At 31.6% G+C, this 24,837-nt stretch carries 21 protein-coding genes and 2 pseudogenes; 20 read left to right on the top strand and 3 right to left on the bottom strand.

Annotated features, from left to right (window positions below):
- The 6 genes from FD18_RS07845 to FD18_RS10485 all read left to right on the top strand — a co-directional run bounded on the left by FD18_RS07845 (position 1) and on the right by FD18_RS10485 (position 6,675).
- Positions 1–1,428 carry a flippase gene (locus tag FD18_RS07845; RefSeq protein ID WP_057719364.1) on the top strand — a complete coding sequence of 476 codons (1,428 nt, stop codon included), beginning with the start codon at positions 1–3 and terminating at the stop codon, positions 1,426–1,428.
- Position 1,429: 1 nt separating this feature from the next.
- The gene (locus FD18_RS07840) at positions 1,430–2,449 is read left to right on the top strand and encodes an acyltransferase (RefSeq protein ID WP_057719363.1); all 1,020 of its coding nucleotides are present in this window, start codon (positions 1,430–1,432) and stop codon (positions 2,447–2,449) included.
- Positions 2,450–2,725: 276 nt separating this feature from the next.
- Positions 2,726–3,487 carry a hypothetical protein gene (locus tag FD18_RS07835; protein WP_057719362.1) on the top strand — a complete coding sequence of 254 codons (762 nt, stop codon included), beginning with the start codon at positions 2,726–2,728 and terminating at the stop codon, positions 3,485–3,487.
- 557 nt (positions 3,488–4,044) lie between these two features.
- A complete protein-coding gene (locus FD18_RS07830) occupies positions 4,045–5,007 on the top strand; it encodes a hypothetical protein (RefSeq protein ID WP_057719361.1) in 963 nt (320 codons plus the stop codon).
- A gap of 193 nt (positions 5,008–5,200) precedes the next feature.
- Positions 5,201–6,367 carry an ImmA/IrrE family metallo-endopeptidase gene (locus FD18_RS07825; protein WP_057719360.1) on the top strand — a complete coding sequence of 389 codons (1,167 nt, stop codon included), beginning with the start codon at positions 5,201–5,203 and terminating at the stop codon, positions 6,365–6,367.
- On the top strand, positions 6,364–6,675 hold the full coding sequence (locus FD18_RS10485; protein ID WP_479680692.1) for a PIN domain-containing protein: 312 nt from the start codon (positions 6,364–6,366) through the stop codon (positions 6,673–6,675). The genes FD18_RS07825 and FD18_RS10485 overlap by 4 nt, the downstream gene beginning before the upstream one ends.
- Positions 6,676–6,981: 306 nt before the next feature.
- Here FD18_RS10485 and FD18_RS07815 read toward each other — a convergent pair.
- From FD18_RS07815 to FD18_RS10285, 3 genes and pseudogenes are all read right to left on the bottom strand, one after another.
- Positions 6,982–8,277: pseudogene (locus FD18_RS07815) on the bottom strand (ISL3 family transposase).
- 540 nt (positions 8,278–8,817) lie between these two features.
- Positions 8,818–9,294 (bottom strand): hypothetical protein, encoded by a 477-nt coding sequence (locus tag FD18_RS10290; RefSeq protein WP_235499913.1) that lies wholly within the window; start codon positions 9,292–9,294, stop codon positions 8,818–8,820.
- Between the two features lie 170 nt (positions 9,295–9,464).
- Positions 9,465–9,662 carry a hypothetical protein gene (locus tag FD18_RS10285; RefSeq protein ID WP_235499921.1) on the bottom strand — a complete coding sequence of 66 codons (198 nt, stop codon included), beginning with the start codon at positions 9,660–9,662 and terminating at the stop codon, positions 9,465–9,467.
- A 375-nt stretch (positions 9,663–10,037) separates the two neighbouring features.
- On the opposite strand from FD18_RS10285, the gene FD18_RS07805 reads away from it, so the two are divergent.
- From FD18_RS07805 to FD18_RS10280, 14 genes and pseudogenes are all read left to right on the top strand, one after another.
- Entirely contained in the window at positions 10,038–10,991 is a 954-nt protein-coding gene (locus FD18_RS07805) for a hypothetical protein (RefSeq protein ID WP_057719359.1), read from the top strand.
- Between the two features lie 416 nt (positions 10,992–11,407).
- Positions 11,408–12,733, top strand: a complete 1,326-nt coding sequence (locus tag FD18_RS07800; protein ID WP_057719358.1) for a reverse transcriptase domain-containing protein — start codon at positions 11,408–11,410, stop codon at positions 12,731–12,733.
- A gap of 253 nt (positions 12,734–12,986) precedes the next feature.
- Positions 12,987–14,681, top strand: coding sequence for a hypothetical protein (locus FD18_RS07795; protein ID WP_057719357.1), 1,695 nt, complete (start codon positions 12,987–12,989; stop codon positions 14,679–14,681).
- Positions 14,682–14,683: 2 nt separating this feature from the next.
- A complete protein-coding gene (locus FD18_RS07790) occupies positions 14,684–14,875 on the top strand; it encodes a hypothetical protein (protein WP_057719356.1) in 192 nt (63 codons plus the stop codon).
- The gene (locus tag FD18_RS07785) at positions 14,865–15,341 is read left to right on the top strand and encodes a hypothetical protein (RefSeq protein WP_057719355.1); all 477 of its coding nucleotides are present in this window, start codon (positions 14,865–14,867) and stop codon (positions 15,339–15,341) included. Before FD18_RS07790 ends, FD18_RS07785 begins: the two co-directional genes overlap by 11 nt.
- A complete protein-coding gene (locus tag FD18_RS07780; RefSeq protein ID WP_057719354.1) occupies positions 15,334–16,905 on the top strand; it encodes an AAA family ATPase in 1,572 nt (523 codons plus the stop codon). The genes FD18_RS07785 and FD18_RS07780 overlap by 8 nt, the downstream gene beginning before the upstream one ends.
- Positions 16,905–17,387 carry a hypothetical protein gene (locus FD18_RS07775; RefSeq protein WP_057719353.1) on the top strand — a complete coding sequence of 161 codons (483 nt, stop codon included), beginning with the start codon at positions 16,905–16,907 and terminating at the stop codon, positions 17,385–17,387. The genes FD18_RS07780 and FD18_RS07775 overlap by 1 nt, the downstream gene beginning before the upstream one ends.
- A gap of 951 nt (positions 17,388–18,338) precedes the next feature.
- Complete coding sequence (locus tag FD18_RS07770; protein WP_057719352.1) at positions 18,339–19,160, top strand: hypothetical protein; 822 nt, start codon at positions 18,339–18,341, stop codon at positions 19,158–19,160.
- Positions 19,161–19,267: 107 nt separating this feature from the next.
- Positions 19,268–20,443 carry a MerR family transcriptional regulator gene (locus tag FD18_RS07765; protein WP_057719351.1) on the top strand — a complete coding sequence of 392 codons (1,176 nt, stop codon included), beginning with the start codon at positions 19,268–19,270 and terminating at the stop codon, positions 20,441–20,443.
- A gap of 78 nt (positions 20,444–20,521) precedes the next feature.
- Positions 20,522–21,559: a dTDP-glucose 4,6-dehydratase gene (rfbB, locus tag FD18_RS07760; RefSeq protein WP_057719350.1), complete on the top strand. Its 1,038-nt coding sequence runs from the start codon at positions 20,522–20,524 to the stop codon at positions 21,557–21,559.
- A 6-nt stretch (positions 21,560–21,565) separates the two neighbouring features.
- Positions 21,566–22,450: a glucose-1-phosphate thymidylyltransferase RfbA gene (gene rfbA, locus FD18_RS07755; protein WP_057719349.1), complete on the top strand. Its 885-nt coding sequence runs from the start codon at positions 21,566–21,568 to the stop codon at positions 22,448–22,450.
- Between the two features lie 29 nt (positions 22,451–22,479).
- On the top strand, positions 22,480–23,088 hold the full coding sequence (gene rfbC, locus FD18_RS07750; RefSeq protein WP_057719348.1) for a dTDP-4-dehydrorhamnose 3,5-epimerase: 609 nt from the start codon (positions 22,480–22,482) through the stop codon (positions 23,086–23,088).
- A 16-nt stretch (positions 23,089–23,104) separates the two neighbouring features.
- The gene (rfbD, locus tag FD18_RS07745) at positions 23,105–24,091 is read left to right on the top strand and encodes a dTDP-4-dehydrorhamnose reductase (RefSeq protein ID WP_057719347.1); all 987 of its coding nucleotides are present in this window, start codon (positions 23,105–23,107) and stop codon (positions 24,089–24,091) included.
- Positions 24,092–24,314: 223 nt separating this feature from the next.
- Positions 24,315–24,837: pseudogene (locus FD18_RS10280) on the top strand (transposase); the annotation flags it as partial.

Raw genomic sequence — 24,837 nt, 5'->3', positions numbered from 1 at the left:
ATGAAGGTTATAAAAAATTATCTATATAATGTAGGATATCAAGTTCTTGCAATTATTGTTCCACTAATAACTTCTGCTTATGTAAGTAGAGTCTTACGACCAGAAGGTGTAGGGGCAAATTCATTTACAAATTCCATTATTCAGTATTTTATTTTAATCGCAAATATGGGAATTGGTTTTTATGGAAACCGACAAATAGCTTATGTACGTGAAAATAGAGCTCAAATGTCACAAACCTTTTGGGAAATTCAAATTGTAAAAACAATAATGACTCTATATGCATTCGTAGCATTTGAAGTATTTATGATTTTTTATACTCGTCAACCTGAGTATATGTGGGCACAATCTATTAACTTAATTGCGGTGGCCTTAGATATTTCATGGTTTTATGAAGGTATAGAAGATTTTAAGGTTACTGTGTTGAAAAACTCCTTTGTAAAAATAATTTCGATGATTGCTATTTTTATTTTTATTAAGGGGCCTGATGATGTAACCCTCTATATCATTGTCTTGGCGCTATCTACTTTGCTAGGTAACTTGACATTGTGGCCTAATATTCGACGTGACTTAAGTAGAACAGATTGGAAAATGTTAAACCCATGGCAACATTTTTTACCAATGTTGGAACTATTTATTCCCCAAATTGCAACTCAAGTTTATGTTCAACTCAATAAAACAATGCTCGGAGTTATGGTAAATGAAACAGCATCAGGATATTATCAGTATTCCGATAATTTAGTAAAGTTAATTTTGGCACTTGTAACTGCCACGGGGACTGTAATGTTGCCTCATGTGGCGAATGCAGTTTCTCATGGAAATATGGAAAAAGTAAATAAGATGCTTTATAAGTCTTTCAATTTTGTTTCTGCTATTTCATACCCTATGATGTTTGGATTAGCTGCTATTTCCTTGACATTAGCTCCAAAATATTATGGTCCAGGATATGGTCCAGTTGGACCAGCAATGATGATTGAATCTATTGTGATTTTAATCATTGCATGGAGTAATGTAATTGGAGTTCAATATTTGCTTCCTATCCATAGACAAAAGCAATTTACATGGTCTGTCACCTTAGGAGCGATTGTAAATCTAATCTTAAATGTACCTCTTATTAAAATGTGGGGGCTAAATGGGGCTATGTGGTCAACAGTCATATCAGAAATAGCTGTAACATTCTATCAAATGTGGGCTGTTAGAGATCTTCTAAATTTTAAAGAGCTATTTTTAGACTCTTGGAAGTATTGTGTAGCAGGAATATTAATGTTTATTCCAGTCTTTTGGATGAATTTACATTTGCCTCAATCATGGTTAATGCTAGGTATTGAAGTTCTTATTGGAATTTTGATTTATGGAGTAGCTATTTGGATATTGAAAGCTTCAATACTTAACGAAGGTAGACAGGTAATAAAGGAAAAGATACATAAATAAGATGAAAAAAAGACAATCAAATTTTGAACTGTTACGTATAATATGCATGTTTTTAATCGTTGCTGGTCATGTTACATGGCAAACTAAGTTTTCTTATGATGAATTAAATTTGGTTCATCGAGTATCTATTCAAAGTTTATGGATGGGTGGAGAACTAGGTGTATGGGGGTTTACCCTGATTTCAGCTTATTTTTTAAGTGGATCACATTTTAAAATAAAATCTCTGAAAAAAATCTGGGGAATTACCTTATTTTATTCAATATCTATTTACTTATTATTAGTGATTTTCCATGTTATTCCAATCAATCCTAAAGATGCACTTAAATCCTTTCTACCAGTTTTAACAGGAAATTATTGGTATGTTTCTGCTTATATTGGTATGTATATTTTAGTGCCATATATGAATATTGTAATTGAACATTTGGAGAAAAAAGAATATCAAAAGCTTCTTTTACTTCTATTTATTATGTTTTCTTTACTTCCTTATTTAAAGAATATTACGGTAGTAACGAATAATAATTCTGTAATTAATTTAGTTTATATTTATTTTGTAGGAGGATATCTAAGAAAATATTCTTCCGATTTTACAAAAGAAAATCAAAAATATTATATTTTAATATTTTTAGGGTCACTAATTTTAATGGTAAGCTCTATAGTTGTACTAGATTTGATTAGACCTAAGTCATGGTTTGCATTTTTGACTACATCAAGTCCTTTAGAAGCTATAGCTGGTGTATCGCTCTTTTTGATTGTTAAAAACACCTCTATTTCTTATAACGAAATAATAAATAAAATCGCTGCATCTACGTTTGCTGTATATTTAATTCACTGTCAAGCTATTTTTCTACCAATTTTATGGGATAAGATTGTTCATGCACAGCAATGGCAAACGATTCCATATACGGCAGGATATGAATTGCTAGTTGCTTGTGTGATTTATTGTAGCGCTACATTAATTGACTTTATAAGAATATATATATTAAAAACATATCTAAAATTTAAAGTAAGATTTATAGACTAATGATAGTAGTTTAAATTACATATAAAAGTTATAATTTAATAATACCGAATCAAATAGGGGATTTTAATCAGAAGTAGATCTGGTTGAATCCTTTTTATTTTGAAATCAAAAAAAGACTAGTTTTGATAACTAGTCAGAGGAGATGGAAAGCTTAAAATTGTAATTTTATTTTCTCCTCATGTATAGTATTGTATCATTATTTTGATATGTTTATGAACTGAAGCTGAAGATACTAATTATTGATATTGAAATTGAATTTAAAGGAATGATTGAATAATGAAAAAATTTTATAGTCTTATTAATTTAGAAAATATTTGCATAATTGCTATTTTAATCTATATAATAGCTTGTCCAATCTATCCTAAACTTTTTAAATATTTGGGAATAAGTATAGAAATAGTATCGGTTTTATTAATTGTGATTATTGTCTATATTGAAAGAAATAGAGGGGAGATAGAAACTTTTAAAAGTAAAGTAGAAAATTATCGCATTTTAATAGCTAGTATTTTTCTTTGGCTTGTAGGTTTTCTGATTGTATTGCCACATCAATATTCTGTTGACATAAAAAATTGGATTGGTATTAGTTCGATTATAAGTATAGGTGCCTTTTTGTTTGCTTATAAGCCTCGAATAATTGAAGTGATTTTAGATGGAAATTATGTAATTGAACAAGAAGATTCAGTAAAATATTATAAATTTGATTCAAAAATTTTAACTATTTATGCTATTAATAGACTTAATAAAGATATAAAACTATCTTATAAGGGAATATGTACTGAAGAAGACTGGAAAAAGCTAAACAGTGATGAAATTACTGAAAGTCAAGTTTTGTTTTGGAATGATAATAAAGAAACAAATAATATACTACAAAAGAAAGATTACACGAAAATTGGTAAGAATGAGGAAAGTGAATTTTATAGAGTAGATGTTAAAAGATTAAGAGCAGCATATTTAAATAATTTAGTAAAACAAAAAAATCTAGTAGTTGTATTTAAAGATATTGGAGGGAATTATTGGACTAAAAAATTTAAAATTTAAATTAAAAAATCTAGTAAGCATTTGAACCAATAGTTAATATATTTAAGCTTAAAGCGACTGCTAAGTATTTTTATAACTCGATGTGGATTGTCACGACCTAAGCAAATAGAGTACATTTTTTGTCAATTCAATTAAAATTATCAAAAGCTTTAGGGATATGATAAAAGTTATAGTAGAACTTCAAAAAGCAGATACTAAGATAGTATAAGAAAAAATTCATGTTAACCACAAAATAGTCGTTTTTAGTGGGAGAATAGGAAACTACATTTATGAGGATTGAAATAAAGCTCTCTTTATTAACAACAATAGAGTGCCTCCTTGTTATCATGATTAAGGTATTCTTTGTTTTCTAGATTTCATAATAATATGTTTTTTAGTATGAGAAGGAATGAAGTACAAACTCTCATGAGAGATATAGTACAAGTGTAGTTAGAACTAATAGCCTGTAGAAAGGTAAGGATTCAGATTTTGCTTAATTTGTTGAAAGAAGTATTTATTTAATTTGTTCTCTTATCCTTCATTATCTTGTGATAAAGATCTCTTGGAAGATTGTTGGAATGTACGAAAAAATGGAAAAATATTTTGATCAATATAAAATTTTAGATAAGTTTTTAATTGTTACAATTAAAAACTGGATAATAAAAAATAAAAGCTTGATAGTGAGTACAAATTTTTGGAATAGAACATTTGATTTTGTTGTTTCTATATATTTAGGAGTAATTGCATTATATTTTTTAATTATTATAATTATAAAAAATTATCAACGTACAAGTCTTAAAAATAGGCAATTACTAGATACATATACTTATCCAATATTGGGTGGATTAATCTTTTTTAGTATTCTTATAGCCGCAGTAAGTTACCTATGGATTTTACCTAAAAGTAGAAAATGGATAGATTTTAAATTTACGCTTCCTAGAAAAAAACACTCAGTTCAATTTTTTGTTGTAGTAGGGCTAATATTACCTTTTATTATGTGTATGGTGGGTTGGCCTTATTTATTAAGTGAACTATATAAATATAATTCAACATTTTATTGGGAAATTTCAGAATATAATGTACCCTCTTTTTTATTTCCCCTTTTTACTGGAAGTATTGCAATAGTAACATATTTTAATTCAAAACATCCTAATTTATCTATTATTGTAAATAGTCCTACATCAATGCTTCATTCTAATTATGTAAGTGTAATTGTAGAAAAAAGAATCGTTTTAGAGATATGGTGTAATAATACTGGAGGAAGAGCTGGAACATTTAAATTTGTTGGCATTGTATCTAGTGCTACTCTTAGAAAGATTAATAAAGAACATAGAGTAAATAATAAACCTATTTTATTAGGAGATTATCTTCGTATAGATAACAGTTGGAAAAAATTAGATTCTGGAGAAAAAGGATTTAGCAATTTGGTAAGTATAGATGAAAATAATTTAAATATAATAAATCAATTTATTTATGTACTATATGTAGATTCAGAACAAGTTCCGTATTTTTATGGAATATATCTAGATGGTGATTCATGATACAATTTAATTATTAAAAATAAAGTTATTAAAAATAATGACTATTGCATTCTTAATAGCTGAGGAATTTGAAAGGTGATAAAATATTTATAATGTTAAGATATTCATGAATGATATAATATATAATTAATGGAAATTCGATGTATAATTTTCGGATAAATCTATACATTTAAAGGTAAAGAAGGTGGGAGTAATGGTAACTGCAACATTTAAAGTCAATAACAAAATTTTAAAATGGGTTTTACAGATTGCTGATGATAAACTAGGTGTTGATTGGATTGATAAGATTAAAGTGTGGATGAAAGGAGAAAAAACTCCCACTATTCATCAGTTACAAGTTCTCAGTAAAAAGTCTCAAATTCCTTTTGGAAATTTCTTTTTGTCAGATCCTCCTATGGAAGAGATTCCATTACTTAAGTTTCGAACTATTAATAATGACGAAGTAACAAAAGTTAGTAGTGAATTGTTAAAAATGATTGATTCTATGGAGATGAGATCAGATTGGCTTGAAGATTATAGAATAAGAGAGGGATATTCTCCAATTTTGTTTGTAGGAATGGGAGAGCATAATAGTCAACACTCTTCGGAAGAAATCGCCAAACAAATTTTGAAATTTTTTAATCTAAAAGAAGATTGGAATATTCAACTTAAATCTAATCAAAATGCATTCAATTATCTTAGAACTATAATTACTAGTCATGGGATAGTAGTAGAGACGAGTAGTTTTGTTGGAAATAATACAAGAGATGGCTTAAATATTAATGAATTTAGAGCATTTGTATTAATTAAAAGATACGCTCCTTTAATTTTTATCAATACAAAAGATAGCCAAAATGCGAGATTATTTTCTTTAGTTCATGAATTAGTACATCTGTGGTATGGCAAAACTGAATTATTTAATTATAATTTTCAAACTGACCCAAAATATCTAAATAAAAAATTTGAACAGCGAGTAAATAAAATAGCTGAATCCATTATATTTAATAAAAAATATTTTATTAGATACTGGAATAGTATTAAAAACTCAGATTTTGAAAAAATTTATAAAATAGCTAAAAAATTCAAAGCAAGTCCTATGGCAACGGCAATAACAGCTAAAAATTATGAATTGATTTCTCAAGAATTAGTTAATGAAATTAAAAAAGAAACTTCACAATTTATAGTTAAGTCATCTCATACTGGAGGGCCTAATTTCTATGACACGTTGGCGTATAAATTAGACCATAATTTTGCGTCTGCTGTGATTAATAGTACGGATCAGGGAGACACAACCTATTTAGATGCATTTAATTTGTTAAATGTGAAGAATATGCACGCTTACAACAAATTAAAGGCTAGAGTGGAGGAGAAAAATAAATGACCAAGTATCTCTTAGATAGTAATTGTTTTATTGAGCCAATGAAGCGATATTATGGTTTTAAAATTTTTCCCTCTTTTTGGGAGTGGTTTGGAAAGGAAATAAATAAAACCAATAGTTTATTAATTGTACCCAAATGTGTAAGTAATGAAATTAATGTAGATCCGAATTTAGCTCAATGGTCACAGAAAAATTTAGTTTCAGTAATTTATGATGAAAATCAAGACCCTTTAATTTGGGCTGAATATGGGAATGTTATTAAATACATTCAAGATTGTGGTGCATATAAATCAAGTAGTATAAATGAATAGAAAAAAATAGGTAAAGCTGATCCTCTGTTAATAGCAATTGCTATTAAATATAATTATCAAATCGTAACATTTGAAAAGGGAAGTGGTCAATTTGCCTATGATAAAAATAATAAATGGAATTGGAAAGGAAATGGAGGGCCGATGGGCCATGAGCCTAAGATTCCAGATATTGCTCGTCATTTTGGTATCACTTGTATCTCCCTTTTTGAACTAGAAAAAAAGTTGAATTTAACTATTTAATCTTAATTTTCATTCATATAAATGGCTGTTTGTCAAATTCTGTAGATGAATAGTTTATAAAGAGAGCTAAGCAACTAGAAAATAGTTGTTTGGCTCTTTTTCTTTTACAATATTTTCTTCAAGTCTAATTAAAAGATGACTAAAGTTTCTATAGCCATAAACAGTACGCTCAATCTGCTTAATCTTGGGATTGACACCTTCAAGACAACCATTAGAGTAGTTAGAAGATATACCGTTTAGGACACCAGTATAATTCTGCTTAAAGGTCAGTAGTGTTTGATGCATTTCCTTGCCTATAGTTTGCTTTGAGTTAAGTAAGTGAATAATCTGTTTTTCATCTTTATTTTGAATAGCAGTCATAAAGTCTTGCATAATCCAATAAGTATTTTCTAAGGTTTGGTCACAATCTAAACCATCTAAGACAACATGTTCTTGAGTGAGAGAGTCTTTAAAGTGCGAATCGTAGTAGGAAGTAGTCTTATTAAGTTTGTCATATTTCATGAGATAAAGCTTCCAAGGGGACTTTAAAAGCTTATATTCACGGCTTCTTTTATTAAATTGCTTCATGATTTGAACTCTGAAAATATTAAAAGATCTAGTAAGCATTTGAACCATATGAAAACGGTCAATAACTATCTGAGCATTTGGAAATAATTCTCTGGCCACGATTGGATAATAGCAGTTAAGATCCATGGTCACTGTCTTAACCATTGAGCGAGCTTTAGGAGTAAACTTGTAAAAATATCGCAAAATATTAGACTTAAAACGAGTTCTAAGAATTTAAACAACTTTGTGAGTATCACCATCTAGACAAATAAAGTGAAGCTTCTTGCCTACACCTTTGAATTCATCAAAGGCTAAGTGTTCGGGCAGATGATCAAAATCATCATAGAACTTAGAAGAGCAGGATTCTAATACTCTTTGAACCGTGTTGACAGATACAGTATGTTCTCTAGCAATACTAGTCATTGAACGATCTTCAGTAAGAGCAGAAAGTATTTTTCGCTTAGACGTGTTAGAGATATAGCAGCCTTTATTAATAAGATTAGATTGAGCCAGTGATCCTTTAAAGCAAACATTGCATAAAACGCGCTGCTTTTTAAGTCTGATAATAACTGGATGGCTAGCATCAGCAGTAATAAAGCGTACGTTAGAAGTATAATGACCATTATGCTTAAGGTTAGAGGAAAGACAGTAAGGACAATGTAGCTGAATAAGTTCAGCTACATAGAGATTATAATATTTGCCGTTAATATATTTTTTAAAATAATCAGAAAAAATAATATTAGAGTCTTCAATATTGAGATGAAATTTAATACAATCATTAAGGAGGACATAGCAGAATCTCCTAGTAAACTTAATTGAATTGGTCGAAGAAGGATTTTAAGTTAAGAGAGGCTATGGCCTCTTTCTTTATGCAATAAAAAATCCTGTCGATAGAATATCATAGATATTCATCAACAGGAAAAAGTATAGAGCCGAATTTTTCTTCGCTTTTTATGTATATTGATGATATTTATGAGCTTCTGCTTGTTGCCTTAAAAATGATTCACGTTTTCACGGATGTGACATTGGTGGAATATATTTTTTCTAGCTCTTTTCTTTTTAGGCTCTTGATCTATTTCTGGAGATATTTTTGCATTTTTAGGAAAATAAACATGATCATCTACTGTAGTCAGTAACTGTCCATTTAGGACCTCAATTATGCCTTTCATGAAACAAATTAGCTTGCCATATTCATTTACAGCTTGATAGAGCTTGTTCTTAAAAGAAATAGCTGCTTTGCTATCAAATACTCTGCTACTGAAAACAGCAAACGTGTAATTAATTTTGCGCTCACTAGAAGCAATTTTGAAAATAGACCACCCTTTGCGAGTTTTATTGCCAAATTTCTTGTTAAAATTAGGGATAAACTGTTCTGTCAGATACTTGTTTGGTCTTTACACTTGCCAATCTTAACTCAGGTTTAAGACGGCTTTGAACAGTTTGATTAGCTCTTTCAACCATACCTTTAGCTTGTGAGACGCTAGTAGTTTTAAGATCTACGCCTAAAGTTTTGCAGGCATAGCCAAACTGCGTGAGGACATCCTTATGAGCAGATTTAGTCTTAGCAGTTTTGTAGTTAAATACAGTGCGGTTATCTGTTTTAAAACAGAGTGGAATACCGTAGTTTTGAAGAATTTGTTTGAAGACATGATAATAGCCCTTTAAGGTTTCTTGCCAGTCAAAATAAGCTCCAACAGTAATGCCAGTAGTGTTATCAATTGCTAGATGCAAATAGGCTTTTTGAGTACCAAACCAAACTAAGACTGAGGAATCTATTTGAATTTCTTCGCCGAAATATTTGCAGCGTTCATGACGAGGATGGGTAGCTGCCACAGCTAGCTGATGATTGACTGCAACTTTAACTTCTTCTTTTGTTTGCTTAGAATGTTGGGTATGCCATCTTTTTTCACTAAAGCACGCTTAGTCTTTTTCCATGGCTTAGGAGATAGAATATCTTACTTTTTAAGGAGAGTATAGACCTTAGTGTAAGAGACGTGAATATCTTATAAATTTTCTAGCAGCTCAACAAAATGTTTTAGATTACAATCTTGATATTTAGAGCGATATAAGGTTACAATTTGATTGTTAATTTCTGTGGTGAGACAATTAACAAGTTTGCGGTCTTTGTTCCCATGAACGAAGGCCGCCTTTCCTTTGTCTTGATATTGTTTAATTCTTCTATTTACTTGTCTAACAGAAATACCAAGCTTTTTAGCAGCTCTATGCGTATTCCATTATGATCTAGAAGTTCTTTAATGAGTCTGTACTGTTCTTCATATTTCATAGTTAAATAAATCCTTTTCACTTGTTCCATAACTTCTAATAAAAGAGATTATGACATACTTAATATTTTATTAGGACATTTTCCTAAGTTGACAATTAAGACATTATCGCTTGTTAATCACAAAATTATGTAGTATGTATTTTTTTATCTTGAAAAAATTTTTTGAAATGGTAAAATGAGCTATAGCTCATAAACTATACACGTATTGACTACACAATTGAGATTGCATATAATAAACGGCAGATTTACGTAATTCTGTCGTTTTTTATTATAAAAATTTTAGAGGTTAAAGATGAGTAATAAAATTCAAAAGAATAAAATAAAAGATTTTTTTAATAAGTTAAAGTTTAGAAAAATTGATCAGTATGCTGTGGTAGAACAAAGCATACCTGTTTTTTATTTCGTGATGATGGCCATTTTTATAGAAACTAGATGGGCCAGTAATTTGATAGGATTTATTTCTTATATAATTTGTAGTGTAGTCATTATAGTAGGGTATGTTTGTGTAGGAGTAAAATTACTTAAATTTTTAGATAATAAATATAAAAAATGGCCATTTCTTATACCGTATCTTTGTGGTGGATTTAGTATGATTTTAGGAGGTATAGCTTTCATTATAGCTAAGTATGGATTGAAAGAATTGGCGTTAATATTTATTTATGGATATATGTATACATTTTTAATAGATTTGATTTTGTATTTATTTCCCGGATGTCTATTAGGAACTTACACTTCATATTTTAAAGAAAAAAAGATAAGTAATTTTTATACATTATTTTCAAGAAATCCTATATATTTTAATGAAGATATGTTGGCTAGTATATTAACTGATCAAGTAAAAACGGATATTTTTTTGAAACAATCTGATGATAAAAATGAAAAAATAGGAAAAAATATTATTTCTAATTTAAGGACTTTAAGAAATATAGATATAGATAACTTTATTAATTTAAAGTCAGAAATTATAGCTAGAGCCAATACAAATATATTTTCTATGATTTCATTATTTATTAGTGTGGTTAGTTTATTTGTATTTAGATATTACAGTAATATTATTTCTGTTTTTACGAAATTACTAATTGGTAAAAAAGTTGAGTTATGGAAAAGTTTGATATCTGGTTTTGGCTTAGGATTTATGTGTTTAGTTGTTATTGGCGCCTTAGTTGCTTTTAATAAAGAATCAGAAAAGAAAAAATTTAAAAAAATGGAAGAATATATTAAATATGCAGAAAAAGATAAAATATAAGCTTGAATACTAATAAATTTATTTGATAAATCTATTTTTTATTTATATTATTATATATGCGTTATGATGAAATTAGGCATAACGGAAAAGGATTGTTGTCAAGATCTCGGTCCAGAATTTATTAATAATATTAGTAATAAATTCAGTTCCAAGATCGGCTACTAGAGAATATGTTTCTTGATCTAGGGTAATCCAGAAGACTCCCACAATTAACAGGAGAATTCGTGTCCTAGGAGAGAGATTCATATTGGGTCCTTTCGTCTTTATGGTACCATGAAGATACATGACATTACTGAGTAGTTATAATTCATCTCACTGTTTACTCTGTTATGAATTATAAGTCTGATTTTTTGTACCCACTGGTTAGGAACGCTATTCTCCGTTGCCAGTGGGTATCGTCATTTATTGGGGTAATTATGAATATTAATGAATGGTTTAAAGATCCAAAAGTATTAGAAAAGAGTAAAAGAGGATATGCTCATTTTGATCTTCGAACCGATTTAACTAAATGCAAGAACTATATTACTAATTCTAAAAATATTGAGCGACATGGTTTTTATCCGTTTATAAAATATGATCTTGAATATCACAAATATAATAAAGCGGAAGGAAGAAAACTTAAGGAGCGCACTATTTGCTATGCATCTCATATTGATAGTTGTATTTTTCAATATTATAGTTTTTTAATTAATAAAAAATATAATGCACGTCTAAAACAAGATGGCATTTACGAAGTGCCAATAGCATATCGAACAGATCTACATACAGATACTATTGCTGAATTTAGAAAAATGCACCAGTTTATGATTCAGCATCCTTCTTCTTATGTTATGATTGGCGATTTTACAAGCTTTTTTGACAAAATTGACCATCAATATTTAAAAGAGCGATTATGTGATTTATTACAAGTCGATAGGCTTAAGTCCGATTATTATGCGATATTTAAACGAATTACCAAATATGATTATTGGGATTTAACAGATCTCTATCGATTAAATAATCTTACTCCAAAGAAGAGAAAAGATAAGATTAAGATGAATTCTAAACCAAGAATTCTCTCTCAAAGTGATTATAAGAAATATCGATCACACATTAGGCGACATCAGGACAATAAAGGAATTCCACAAGGCTCATCAATTAGTGCATGTCTAGCAAATGTTTATATGCAAGAAATTGATAAGATGATAAATGAATTTGTAGTTGCATGTGGCGGTATTTATAGAAGATACAGTGACGATTTTATAATTATCTTACCTATGGATACTAGTTCAACTGATGATATTGAAAAAATAATTCTAAAATTTGAAGCATTTAAAGATAAAGGTATTTTGGAATTACAACCAGAAAAAACGCAAGTTTATAAATTACAAAGTCATTCTATTGTTAATATTGGGCATCTTTTTACTCCGAGCCTAAATGAAAAGCATAAAACAATTAATTTTATTGGCTTTACTTTTGATGGTAATGCAGTAAAAATACGCGAAAAAACGACAAGTAAATATTATTATCGAATGCATCATAAAGCTAAAGGTGTTGCTCATCAATATTATCGTAATAAGTATTACAAGGGTGCAGATAAGTTATATCAACTGTATTCTCCAAATGGACGATATGGAAGAGGTAATTATTTTACTTATTTAAGTAGAGTTCAGGAAGCCTTTCCGAAACATTCGATTATGATCCCTGAGGGTCGAATTATGACGAAGATTAGGCTAACTTTGAGGAAGAATCGGTGGGGATAGGGAGTTAAGGATAGATATAATTTATTCACTTAAGTGATCGATATAGGTGAATTTAAAATGGAGCTCACAACCTAATAGGAGATAACTTGTAGCATGATGATGTTATAAGCTATCTCCTATTCTTTATGCAATAAAAATTCTGTCGATAGAATATCATATAATTCCATCAATCTATAGTCTATAAAATCGCTTTATCAGTATATTGGATATTGCTATAATAGCATTCGTAATTAATAAAATTGGAGGAATAAGTATGGCGGATGTAATCGATCTTTCTGGAGTAGAGAAAGCAATTGCAAGTTTAGATAGATCAATTTCTGTAATTGATCAAAGAGTTGATAATGTAGATAAAAATGTAGTCGTTGTTTCACAACAAGTTCAAGCTCTAGAGCAAGAATTAAATAATTTTATTGCTGAGCAGAAGAAAACTAATAATATTAGTTTGGCTGAACAAAGAATTGTTAAGATAAATCAAAATATTGAAAAGAAGTATGGACATTATAAAGAAATTCGTAGATCTTTACGTGGAATCGTTGAAGCTACGGATTTAAATATTATAAAGAAAACTTCTATTTCAACAGCAACTGATGAATTGTTTATTAAGACTCCAACATATTGGCTGGCACCTGCCTTAGTAGCAATTTCTGCATGGATTAATGATGAAGAAGATTTAGCGAATAGAGCATTAAAAGAAGCTATGCATAGGAATAGTAAAAAAACGGCTATATTATTTGCCTTGATTTGTCGACGTGCTAATCGATTGGATGCTAGTCGAAGATGGGTTTTACAATTTTTAAATACACAAAGTGCTACCGAGATTGATCAAGAGAGTATTGTCTTAATTGACGCTTATGCAAATGGCTTATTAGGAATTGATAGTAAACACCAGATCGGCCAGAAAATTACTGTTTGGATGGATCAGTTATCTAAGCAGCCCGGCTTTGAAGCCAGTGTAGTAGCAAGATGGAAGCAAGCACTAGCTCTTTTAATCCCGGAAAAACAGTATGGATATTCACAGTTAGCAAAATATAGTAACAACGCTAATGAAATACTGGCAAGTTTAAATCAAGCGTATTTACATCAAGAAGTTATGAAGTATTTTAAGAATATTTATGAAACGCCTAATGATGCCTCTGCTGTGAAGAAACAATTAGATAATATTTTAATGCATTTAGTTACTGATTATGACCAAGAAGAGCAAGGTCTTCAACGTGAAAAAGAATTAAATGAATTAATTGTAAAAAATAATGGGGATACAGTTAAAGCAAATGCCGAAATGTCTGTAAAAAAACATAGTTATGATCAGAGCAAGGATTTTGCGCAAGTGTTAACTGATACAGCTATGGAAATGGATCCTGAAAAGAGAAATATAGCTATTCAAAAACTAGCAATTGCTTTATCTAAAGAATGGATACAGCAAGCATATAATGATCTTGTTGCTACTCACCGAGCAAATGTACCAAATGAAATAAGTTTTACAATAAATAGCTATCACGGAAAAACTGCCGATGGTGCAAATGAATTAGAATTATTAGCTGATTATAAAAAGCATATGCAAAAAGAATGTGAAGATAAAGTTAAAGTAATGCAGGAAAAGAAATATGTAGGACCAATTATTGCAGGAATTATTAGTGTGCTCCTTTTTGCAGCTTCTCCTATTTTGGGAGTAATTGGGCTAGTTGTTGCTGGGTTATGGGTATTTAACGTTAAGTCTAATAATGAAAAAATACGTAATAGTAGAACGAATTTAAAGAAAAAATATACAGGAACAATAAATAGTGGACAGGAAGTTATAAGGGCACTTATGGCTGAAGTGGTTGATTTTAGACGCGAACTTGGTGCGGTAGATTCTCAAAGTGAAAATGTTAATAATTTTTTAGACAAATTAGAACCAGCAAGTTATGTATCTTCCTTAAATAATGTAAGAGAAGTTAAGGTAGGGGAATAAAGATGGATATGAATGAAACACCTTTTGCAGATATTAAAATTGAAGTTGAATCAAATAAAGCTCAGGCTATTGACTTTAACCATGAAACTGTTAATTCCTCAAGTCAAAAAGAAATTTTTGCCGATGGATTACCAAAGTGGGATCTGGTACCACCGATAGAAACAGTAAGGAGAAATCATAATAATGAAAGATAAGGCAGTCGTTGCACCAAATATTTACAAGACATGGGTGGATGTGCTGGATAAATTTGCAGCTGGTGATGATACAGTTGTTGATGAAATGAAAAAAGGAACATTACATTGGAATCAAGAAGTAGGAACTAGATTTGTTGACGTACTTTTTCAAACAATTCAAGCAAGAATAGATTTGATTAGTACAGGTATAAATAAAGGTTTTAAAACTGCACATTCTGTTGATGATATTATTCAAACATTATTAAATGCTAGAAAAAAATATGATTTCTTGTTGAATGCAGTTATATTGCCATGTTTACCAAATGAAGTACAAGAAAATGTGAAGAACGCTGTAACTTCTAATATGCGAGAAGTACAAGAATCTTTAGAAAAAAGTGCAATTAAAAATGATCATTCCGTAAATCAAGAACTGGTTAGTGTCATTAGAAATAACCCAGTATATAAGGAGTTAGATCCAAATGAGTAATTTAAAAGAATCGGAAAATTTGTTGAAGCGCTTTGCTAAAGCACGAATTCCGTTCATTGTAATTGACACAATTGAACACGCACGTGCGTTAAGTATAATTAAAAATGTTAGTCAGGAAGTAAATACGCCCTTTTTAGTTCATACCTTGTCAAAAGGATTATACAATCTACAAGATGGCAGTAATGTAAATGATGATAACTCAATTTATTCAGCTTTAGATTTTGTAAGTGAACAAATGAAAAATGGAGTTCAAAATCTAACCCTAGTTTTAACAGAAATAAGTAATATATCGACTGATACTGATACAGCTAAGAAATTACTTGATTTAGTTAATTTGGCTGTTGAAGTAGGTGGTTCAGTCATAACCATTAGCAATAATAGTGTTTGGAGTCAACTACAGCGTCAAGGCATGTCTATTAAATTGGATTTACCTAATGAAAATGAAATGACTGAAATAATTAATAATCAGCTTCAGCCGTACAAATCCCAAATTCAAATTGATTGGGATGAAAATAGTATTCAACAGGCTTCTTCTTATTTATCTGGAACAACTCAAATAGAGGCGGAAAATATTATTGCGTCCTTAATTGCAAATGGTCGTATTACAAATGAAGATTTAAAAGAAGTTCAGACGGCTAAAGATCGATTATTTAATGATATTTCTGGATTAGAAAGAATTGAAATCGATGATAATATTCAACAAGTTGGCGGTTTGAGTGGATTGAAAAAATGGCTTACTTCTAAAAGAAAACTATTAACTCCCGAAAAGCGTGCTGAATTAAAAAATAGAGGCTTAAGACCACCACGAGGAGTATTATTAGTAGGAGTACCTGGATGTGGAAAGTCTTTATCTGCTAAAGCAATTGCAGCCAACTGGAATTTACCTTTGTATAGGTTAGATTTTGCTACAGTTCAGGGCAGTTATGTGGGACAAACTGAACAACAATTGCGGGATGCCTTAAATACTGCCGATCAAGTATCTCCTTGTGTTTTATGGATAGATGAAATTGAAAAAGGACTTTCGGGAGCAAGTAGTGCAAATGATGGTGGAGTGTCTACACGTATGGTGGGGCAGTTCCTTTTTTGGTTACAAGAAAGTAGAAAGCAAGTTTTTGTTGTTGCTACTGCAAATGATGTAAGTAAATTACCTGCTGAATTATTGAGACGAGGAAGATTTGATGAATTATTTTTTGTAGATCTTCCTACAGCTGATGAACGAAGAGAAATTCTATCTTTATATATGGCAAAATATCTTAATAAAAACTTTGTAGGAGAATTTGCTGATAAAATAGTAGAAATGTCTGAAGGCTTTTCAGGTGCTGATTTAGAATCTGCTATTAGAGATCTTGCATATGGTGTTATGTCAGGTGAATCTAATCTTTCAGCACAAGATATTGTTGATGAATTCAATAATGTAGTGCCATTATCACAGACTAGTCCAGAAAAAATCTCAGCAATACGTGAATGGGGAAAGTCCCGAGCAGTCCCCGCCTCTGGTCATCCTATCGGAGAACAAGCTGTAAGCAAAACGAGTGAAGCAAGAACACGGAGAGTTCTTTTATAATGCCTAGACCAATAATTAATTTTGAAAGAGAAAATAATAATTTAAATATTAGTTCGAAAAATCAATCTAATTTTGCTTCCTTTAATTTAAGCGATACAAGAATTGAAAAAATACTTAGAAAAAAACGCCCAAGAGCTTTACTAGATGCCATAGTTAGTTTAGATGCAGGAAATCAGAAGATTACTCAAAATCAGATTGATAAAATTAAAGAGATATTTAAAGCTGAGTTTCCTGAAGTTGATCTAACTGGTATTTTATTAGGAATAGCAGGTAAATGTTATTTAGGCGAAGAATATGAAGTTCATACTTTGACTGATAACTTGCAAATTATAAATCATTATAAGACTGGTGAAAAGATGACCCCTGAAATGGAAGTAAGCCGTTCTCTAGCTAATAATCAACATTATGCCTATATTGAAGTTTATACCAATTGTATGCGTGCAGTTGATAAGAATGGAAATGTAGCTGTTATAAAGTTGTAGAATAGCACTCGGGACAAGCTGAGTGATAAGGCAGAATTTATAAAACTTATCATGTGATAACTTTTTAAAGGTAAATCAAAAAAATAATACTAGGATTTCGATATTGAAATAAAATTTTATTGGATATCATGGAGCCAGCTTCTAGTAAATTTAATTGAATTGGTAGAAAAAATATTTTGGTTTATTAATTGCTATATAATCTTAAAGATAGGCTATGTCTTATGGCATAGCCTATTTTTGTATACAGGAGAATTGAAAAATAAAAGATACAAAATCTGAAGTGACCCCCCCGAAATTCGGACACGGATTTCGGGAGTTTACTATGTCTAAATTAATTAAAAAAGATAAATTGAATATGTATAGAGAATAGGCTATTGAACATAAAGGATCGACATATTTAAGTAAAAAGTATGCAATAAGATCAGCTAATATTAATTACTTAGATTCACTCATTTATAGGCATGGAATGAAGATCTTGGATAAACCCCATACTTATTATTCAGCTGAATTTAAGCTAGAAGCTATCAATTGAGTTTTAGTCATGCTTATTCTGTATCTTTAAAATCGCGCCTGAAAAGCCAAGGCACGCTTACTAATTGGATTCGCTCTTAAAGAAAACGAAGAATTGCGTCGCCAGATACTAACGAATCAAATGTTGAAACTGATAGTATAAAAAATTGCCGAAGAGCAAAACATAGCACCCGGAATAGTTGTTAGTAGATTACAAAAAGAAAAACATATCCAGTACAATATGCATCATAATTTAAAAATAAAGTATAAATTTAAGTTTGATTAAAAACGTTCAATAGTTTTAAATAGAAAAATCAATCTGAGGTATTATAAATATTAGCACATTATATAGTTATCTATTATTTTATATCAACTTGAAGGTCTATTATTGTGTTGCAATATATATGTAGAAAAAGCTAGTTTAAGGAGATATTATCTATCATGACTAAATATTCTAATTTCTTTTATAGTAAAAATGGTGGAAAAACTGGAAGAGATGTAGATTTAGAAGATGCATTATCAAGCTCAAATAATGACGATGTCGAGTTTAAGAAAAAATATAATGATATGATGTATTGTCCAGAATGTCATAAAGCTATTCTTTTCTTGACAATACATACTAAAAAACATCCGTTTTTAAGGAAAAAGCCAACATCTGAACATAAAAGAGGTTGCTCTAAAATTTATAGAGCTGGTAGTTTGCAGGAGACTTCAGAATATATAGATCATTTAACAAATGATCAAATTGAGAATAAAGTTAATTCAATGTTTGCCAATTTATTTGGTCAAAAAAATACCGGTAATAGTGAATCAGATAATACAGGCCCTAAGTCAGAAAAAGAAAGTCCGTTTTCATTTGAAATTTCAACTGGTAAGATTCGTAGATCTTTAAGAGTTAGATCTCTTAAGTCTTATATTGACCAGGAGGAGGATAAAGATAAAGTTTATTTAGTTTATGGCAACGCAAAACTATCTGTAATTACTAAAACTGCGAAAGAATCGAACTATAAGTATGATATTTTAGAGGTCGACCCACAAGATAAATACCACCATGTGTATCGTATTTATTTGGGAAGACATAATGAAAAAAATATAGATCCTAATAGTGAATATAAAGTATTATTTATTGGTAAATATAACTTTGAGTTTAAATCTTATAAAGAAATTTTGGAAAATGGGGAGAAAAAAAGAATTAGAGTTTGGTATTTTAATTTAATTAATAATAATTTACAGGCTATAAAATATGAAAAATGTACAGACTGATGAAAAAGGTTTTTATTAAACTAATCTAAAGAAGATGATGATAGTCTAACATATATTCTTTTTTAATTAAATCAAGGTTGAAGTCGGCCATAGAAAAGATGATGTAATTGACCACATACTACACAAGCGGTGAATTTGCGAAAAAAGCCCATGTGTCAATTCGTACAATTCGCTATTATGACCAAAAAAATTTATTAAAACCATCCACGCATACTACAAGTGGTGCTAGACGGTATACTGATGCAGATTTTGCAAAGCTACAACAAATTCTTCTATTAAAATACCTAGGATTTTCTCTAAGTGATATTCGAGAGATGACTTTGGGTTCAGGAGACAGACAGCTGCTGCTTGATTCACTGCAAATTCAAAAAAGATTAGTAGAAGAGCGACTTAAAGAAATGCAGAATGTGGCAACTGCTATTGATTCTACGAGTAGCACATTGAAGGCTGGTCAAGAAGTTGACTGGAGCAAAATGTTAAATTTAATTCATTTAACTTCAATGAATCAATCTTTAAGTACGCAATATCAGAACGCCTCAAATATTTCTGCCCGAATTAGGCTGCATCGAGATTATTCTCTCAATAAAGAGGGATGGTTCCATTGGCTGTTTAAGCAGCTTGACTTAAAGCCGGGGATGAAGATTCTTGAATTGGGCGCTGGCAATGGTGCTTTATGGTCTCAGAATTTAGATAAACTGTCAAAAGGTTTAACAATAGTTTTATCTGATATTTCAGAAGGAATCTTAGCCGATGCTAAGAATGAAATTGGTGATAATTCTGAATTTCAATATGCGGTTTTTGATGCTCAAAAGATTCCTTTTGCGGATAATACTTTTGACTTGGTAATTGCTAACCACATGCTCTTTTATTGTGACGATATCCCAAAGACTTTAAAAGAAGTTCGCCGGGTAATGAAAAAGGGTGCATCTTTTGCCTGTGCAACTTATTCAAAGCGCCATATGCATGAAATCACTGATTTAGTTCAAGAATTTAATCCTGAAATAGTTTTATCTTCTACCAATCTATATGATCGTTTTGGTCTCGATAATGGTGCGGAAATTTTAAGTAAAGACTTTATAGACGTTTCTTGTCATAAATATCAAGACGCAATTGAGCTATCTGAATCTACACCTGTAATTTCTTACATTTTATCCTGTCATGGTAATCAGAATGAATTACTAATTGATCGTTATGGTGAATTTAAAGACTATGTTACCAATAAAGTGAAGAATGGCTTCTATATTACTAAGGATGCCGGCTACTTTTATTGTAAGAAAACATAGTTTTTTATTTTCAAGCTTGAAGGTGACGTAACGTAATGTTATATGATAAGTAATAAATAAAGAAAGGCAGATTTAATTATGAAAGTCATTGTTACTGGTGGTGCCGGTTTTATCGGTTCAAACTTTGTTTTTTACATGTTAAAGAAGCATCCTGATTACGAAATTATCTGTTTGGATAGTTTAACTTATGCAGGTAACTTATCTACTTTGAAGGATGTCATGGATAACCCTAACTTCAAGTTTGTTAAGTTAGACATTCGTGACCGCGAAGGTGTTTACAAATTATTCGAAGAAGAAAAGCCTGATGTAGTAGTTAACTTTGCTGCTGAAAGTCACGTTGATCGTTCTATTGAAAATCCAGAAATTTTCTTGGAAACTAACATTATCGGTACTTCTGTCTTAATGGATGCTTGCCGTAAATACGGTATCAAGCGCTTCCACCAAGTTTCAACTGACGAAGTTTACGGTGATTTACCATTAGATCGTCCAGATCTTTTCTTCCACGAAGATACTCCACTTCATACTTCAAGTCCTTACTCATCAAGTAAGGCTAGTGCAGACTTGTTGGTTGGTGCATACGGCAGAACCTTCAACTTGCCAGTAACCATTTCACGTTGTTCTAACAACTATGGTCCATATCAATTCCCAGAAAAACTGATTCCATTGATGATCCAAAGAGCATTAAACAATGAAAAATTACCAGTTTACGGTGATGGTAAGAACGTTCGTGACTGGCTCTACGTTGAAGATCACTGCAAGGTAATTGACCTTATCTTAGAAAATGGTAAGCCTGGTGAAGTTTACAACATTGGTGGTCACAACGAAATGGCTAATATTGATATTGTTAAACTTATCTGTGATTACTTAGACAAGCCATACTCATTAATTGAACACGTTACTGACCGTAAGGGTCATGACCGTCGTTACGCTATTAATCCAGAAAAGATTCACAACGAATTAGGCTGGCTTCCAGAAACTATGTTCAAAGATGGTATCAAGAAGACTATCCAATGGTACCTTGACAACAAAGACTGGTGGGAAAACATCATTTCTGGTGACTACCAAAACTATTACGACGAAATGTACGGTAAGAAGCAAGTTTTAGATGAGGACTAATTCAGTATGAAGGGAATTATTTTAGCAGGCGGTTCAGGTACTCGTTTATATCCATTGACTTTAGTAACTAGTAAGCAATTATTGCCAGTTTACGACAAACCAATGATTTATTACCCATTATCTACTTTGATGTTAGCTGGTATTAAAGATATTTTAGTTATTTCTACTCCAGCTGATACTCCACGTTTTAAGGAACTATTAGGTGATGGTTCACAATTTGGTGTTAACCTTTCTTACAAGGTTCAACCAAGTCCAGATGGTTTGGCTCAAGCATTTACATTAGGTGAAGATTTCATTAATGGTGAAGCATGTGCCATGGTTTTAGGTGATAACATTTTCTACGGTAATGGTTTTACTGATTTACTTAAGAATGCTGCAGAAGATGCTCAAAAGGGTAAGGCCACTGTTTTTGGTTACTACGTAAATGATCCAGAACGTTTTGGTGTTATTGGTTTTGATGAAAATGATAATGTTGTCTCTATCGAAGAAAAGCCAGAGCAACCTAAGAGTAACTATGCTGTTACTGGCCTTTACTTCTACCCGGCTGGTGTAAGTGAAAAGGCTGCTCAAGTGAAGCCAAGTGCACGTGGTGAAGTAGAAATTACTAGCTTAAACGATATGTACTTACGAGATGATAACTTAGGAGTACAACTTTTAGGTCGTGGATATGCATGGCTTGATACTGGTACAATGCAAAGTTTAGTCGACGCTTCAAACTACGTAAAAATGATTGAAGAACGTCAAGGTGTTTCAGTATCTGCACCTGAAGAAATTGCCTATGTTCATGGCTGGATTGACAAGGATCAATTACTTGAAGCAGCTAAGCATTATGGCAAGAGCCCATATGGTAAACACCTAAAATCAGTTGCTGAAGGTAAGGTTCGTTACTAAAATTTTTAATTAAGAAAGAAGCTTTTTAAATGGGACAAATTAGAGTTGAAAAAAATGTTGGTGGAATTGAAGGTTTAGCAGTTATCATCCCAACTGTTCACAGTGATGATCGTGGTTACTTCATGGAAACTTTTAACCAAAGAGATATGATGGATGCTGGCTTCAGCATTAACTTCGTTCAAGATAACCAATCAAGCTCAACTAAGGGTGTACTTCGTGGTTTACATTTCCAAAAGAAATACCCACAAATTAAGTTGGTTCGTGCTGTTCGTGGTTCAGTATTCGATGTTGCAGTTGATCTTCGTAGCGACTCAAAGACTTACGGTAAGTGGTACGGTGTTGAATTGACTGCTGAAAACAAGAAGCAATTCTTAATTCCACAAGGTTTTGCTCATGGTTTCCTTGTTTTAAGTGATGAAGCAGAATTCTGCTACAAGGTTAATGACTTCTGGCACCCAAACGATGAAGGCGGTATGGCTTGGAACGATCCTGAAATTGGTATTGAATGGCCACATCTTAAGGGGAATTACCCAGGCAGTCCAGATGCTAGTGGTTACACTCTTGATGATGGCACTAAGCTTACTTTATCTGACCGTGATCAAGAATGGAAAGGCTTAAAGGATACTTTTAAGTTTTAATTAGTGAGGTAAATTAATGAAAGTTTTTGTAACTGGCGTTAATGGTCAGCTTGGCCATGACGTAATGAATGAACTTGCTAAACGTGGCTATGAAGGTGTGGGATCAGACCTAGCACCTGAATATGCTGGTGTAGCTGACGGCACAGCTGTAACTAAGGCTCCATACGTTTCTTTAGATATTACCGATGCAGCTGCAGTAGACAAAGTTATTTCTGAAGTAAGTCCAGATGTTATTGTTCACTGTGCTGCTTGGACTGCAGTTGACATGGCTGAAGATGATGACAAAGTTGCAGCTGTTCGCAAAGTTAACGTTGATGGAACTCAAAACATCGCTAATGTTGCTAAAAAGCTAGATGCCTCAATGGTTTACTTATCAACTGACTACGTCTTTGATGGTCAAGGAACTACTCCTTGGGAACCTGACTTCAAAGGTTATAAGCCATTAAATGTTTACGGTGAAACCAAGCTTGGCGGAGAAGAAGCTGTTGCTAATACCTTGGACAAGTACTTCATCGTTCGTATTGCTTGGGTATTTGGTGTAAATGGTTCTAACTTCATTAAGACAATGCTTAAAGTTGGTTCAAACCATGATGAAGTTAAAGTTGTTAGCGACCAAGTAGGTACACCAACTTATACTTTTGATTTAGCTCGTTTATTAGTAGACATGATTGAAACTGATAAGTACGGCTACTACCATGCAACTAACGCTGAGTTGCCAGCAAGTGAAGGCGACCATGACGAAAATGGCCCTAAGACCGGCTATATTTCTTGGTATGATTTCACTAAAGAAATCTACCGTCAAGCAGGCTACAAGACTAAGGTAACTCCTGTAACTACTGAAGAATATGGTTTATCAAAGGCTGTTCGTCCATTTAACTCTCGCTTAGACAAGAGTAAGTTAGAAGAAAAAGGCTTTAAGCCACTTCCAACTTGGCCAGACGCTATCAGTCGCTACTTAGATGTTTTAAAAGCTGACGGCTTCTTTGATGAGTTGGGGAAGTAAAGTTTTTAACTAAATAATACCGAATGTGAGATCAAGCAATTTTTGCTTGGTCTTTTTTGATGGGGAGAAGAAAAAATGTAATCTTAAACATAAATATTTGCTTGATAAAATTATTTTTCGCTGATTGTAAAATTAAATTGAACACTTGATAAAAAATAAAAAGTCCATTCGGACCTGTTTGATAGAATGTAGTTACCACACAACATTTAGAAACGAGGTCAAAATGGACTCTTTACATTCTACCATGAATCAGCACATTAAAGGCAAGCATTTATCATTCGAGGAAAGAGTTATTATTCAATTGCGTTTGAAAGATGGCTATTCTTTGCGTGCCATCGCCCGTGAATTAAACTGTTCTCCTTCTACTATCAGCTATGAGGTTAAGCGCGGTACTGTAAAACTGTAATCATGGCAAAGTCAAAAGATATAAGGCCTCTCAAGGACATGATGCATATCAAGCTCATCGTAAAAATTGTGGGCGCAAATCAGACTTTCTCAGGAAAACTCAATTCATGCGCTATGTCCACAAGCATTTTTTTAAAGATGGTTAGTCGCTTGATGTGTGCAGTAATCGTGCCACTGCTGCTAGCGAATTCGCTAGCAGCGATGTTGTCTGCACCAAAACCCTTTATAATTACGTTGATCAAGGCTTATTAGGAATCTATAATTACGACTTGCCTGAGATACCAAACTTCATCGTATTCGCAAAAATAAGAAAAAACTTGGCAGAAGCATTGAAAAACGTC

The sequence above is a fragment of the Lactobacillus taiwanensis DSM 21401 genome (assembly GCF_001436695.1).
In the GTDB taxonomy this organism is placed as follows: domain Bacteria; phylum Bacillota; class Bacilli; order Lactobacillales; family Lactobacillaceae; genus Lactobacillus; species Lactobacillus taiwanensis.
This window is presented reverse-complemented; position numbering and strand designations above follow the sequence as displayed.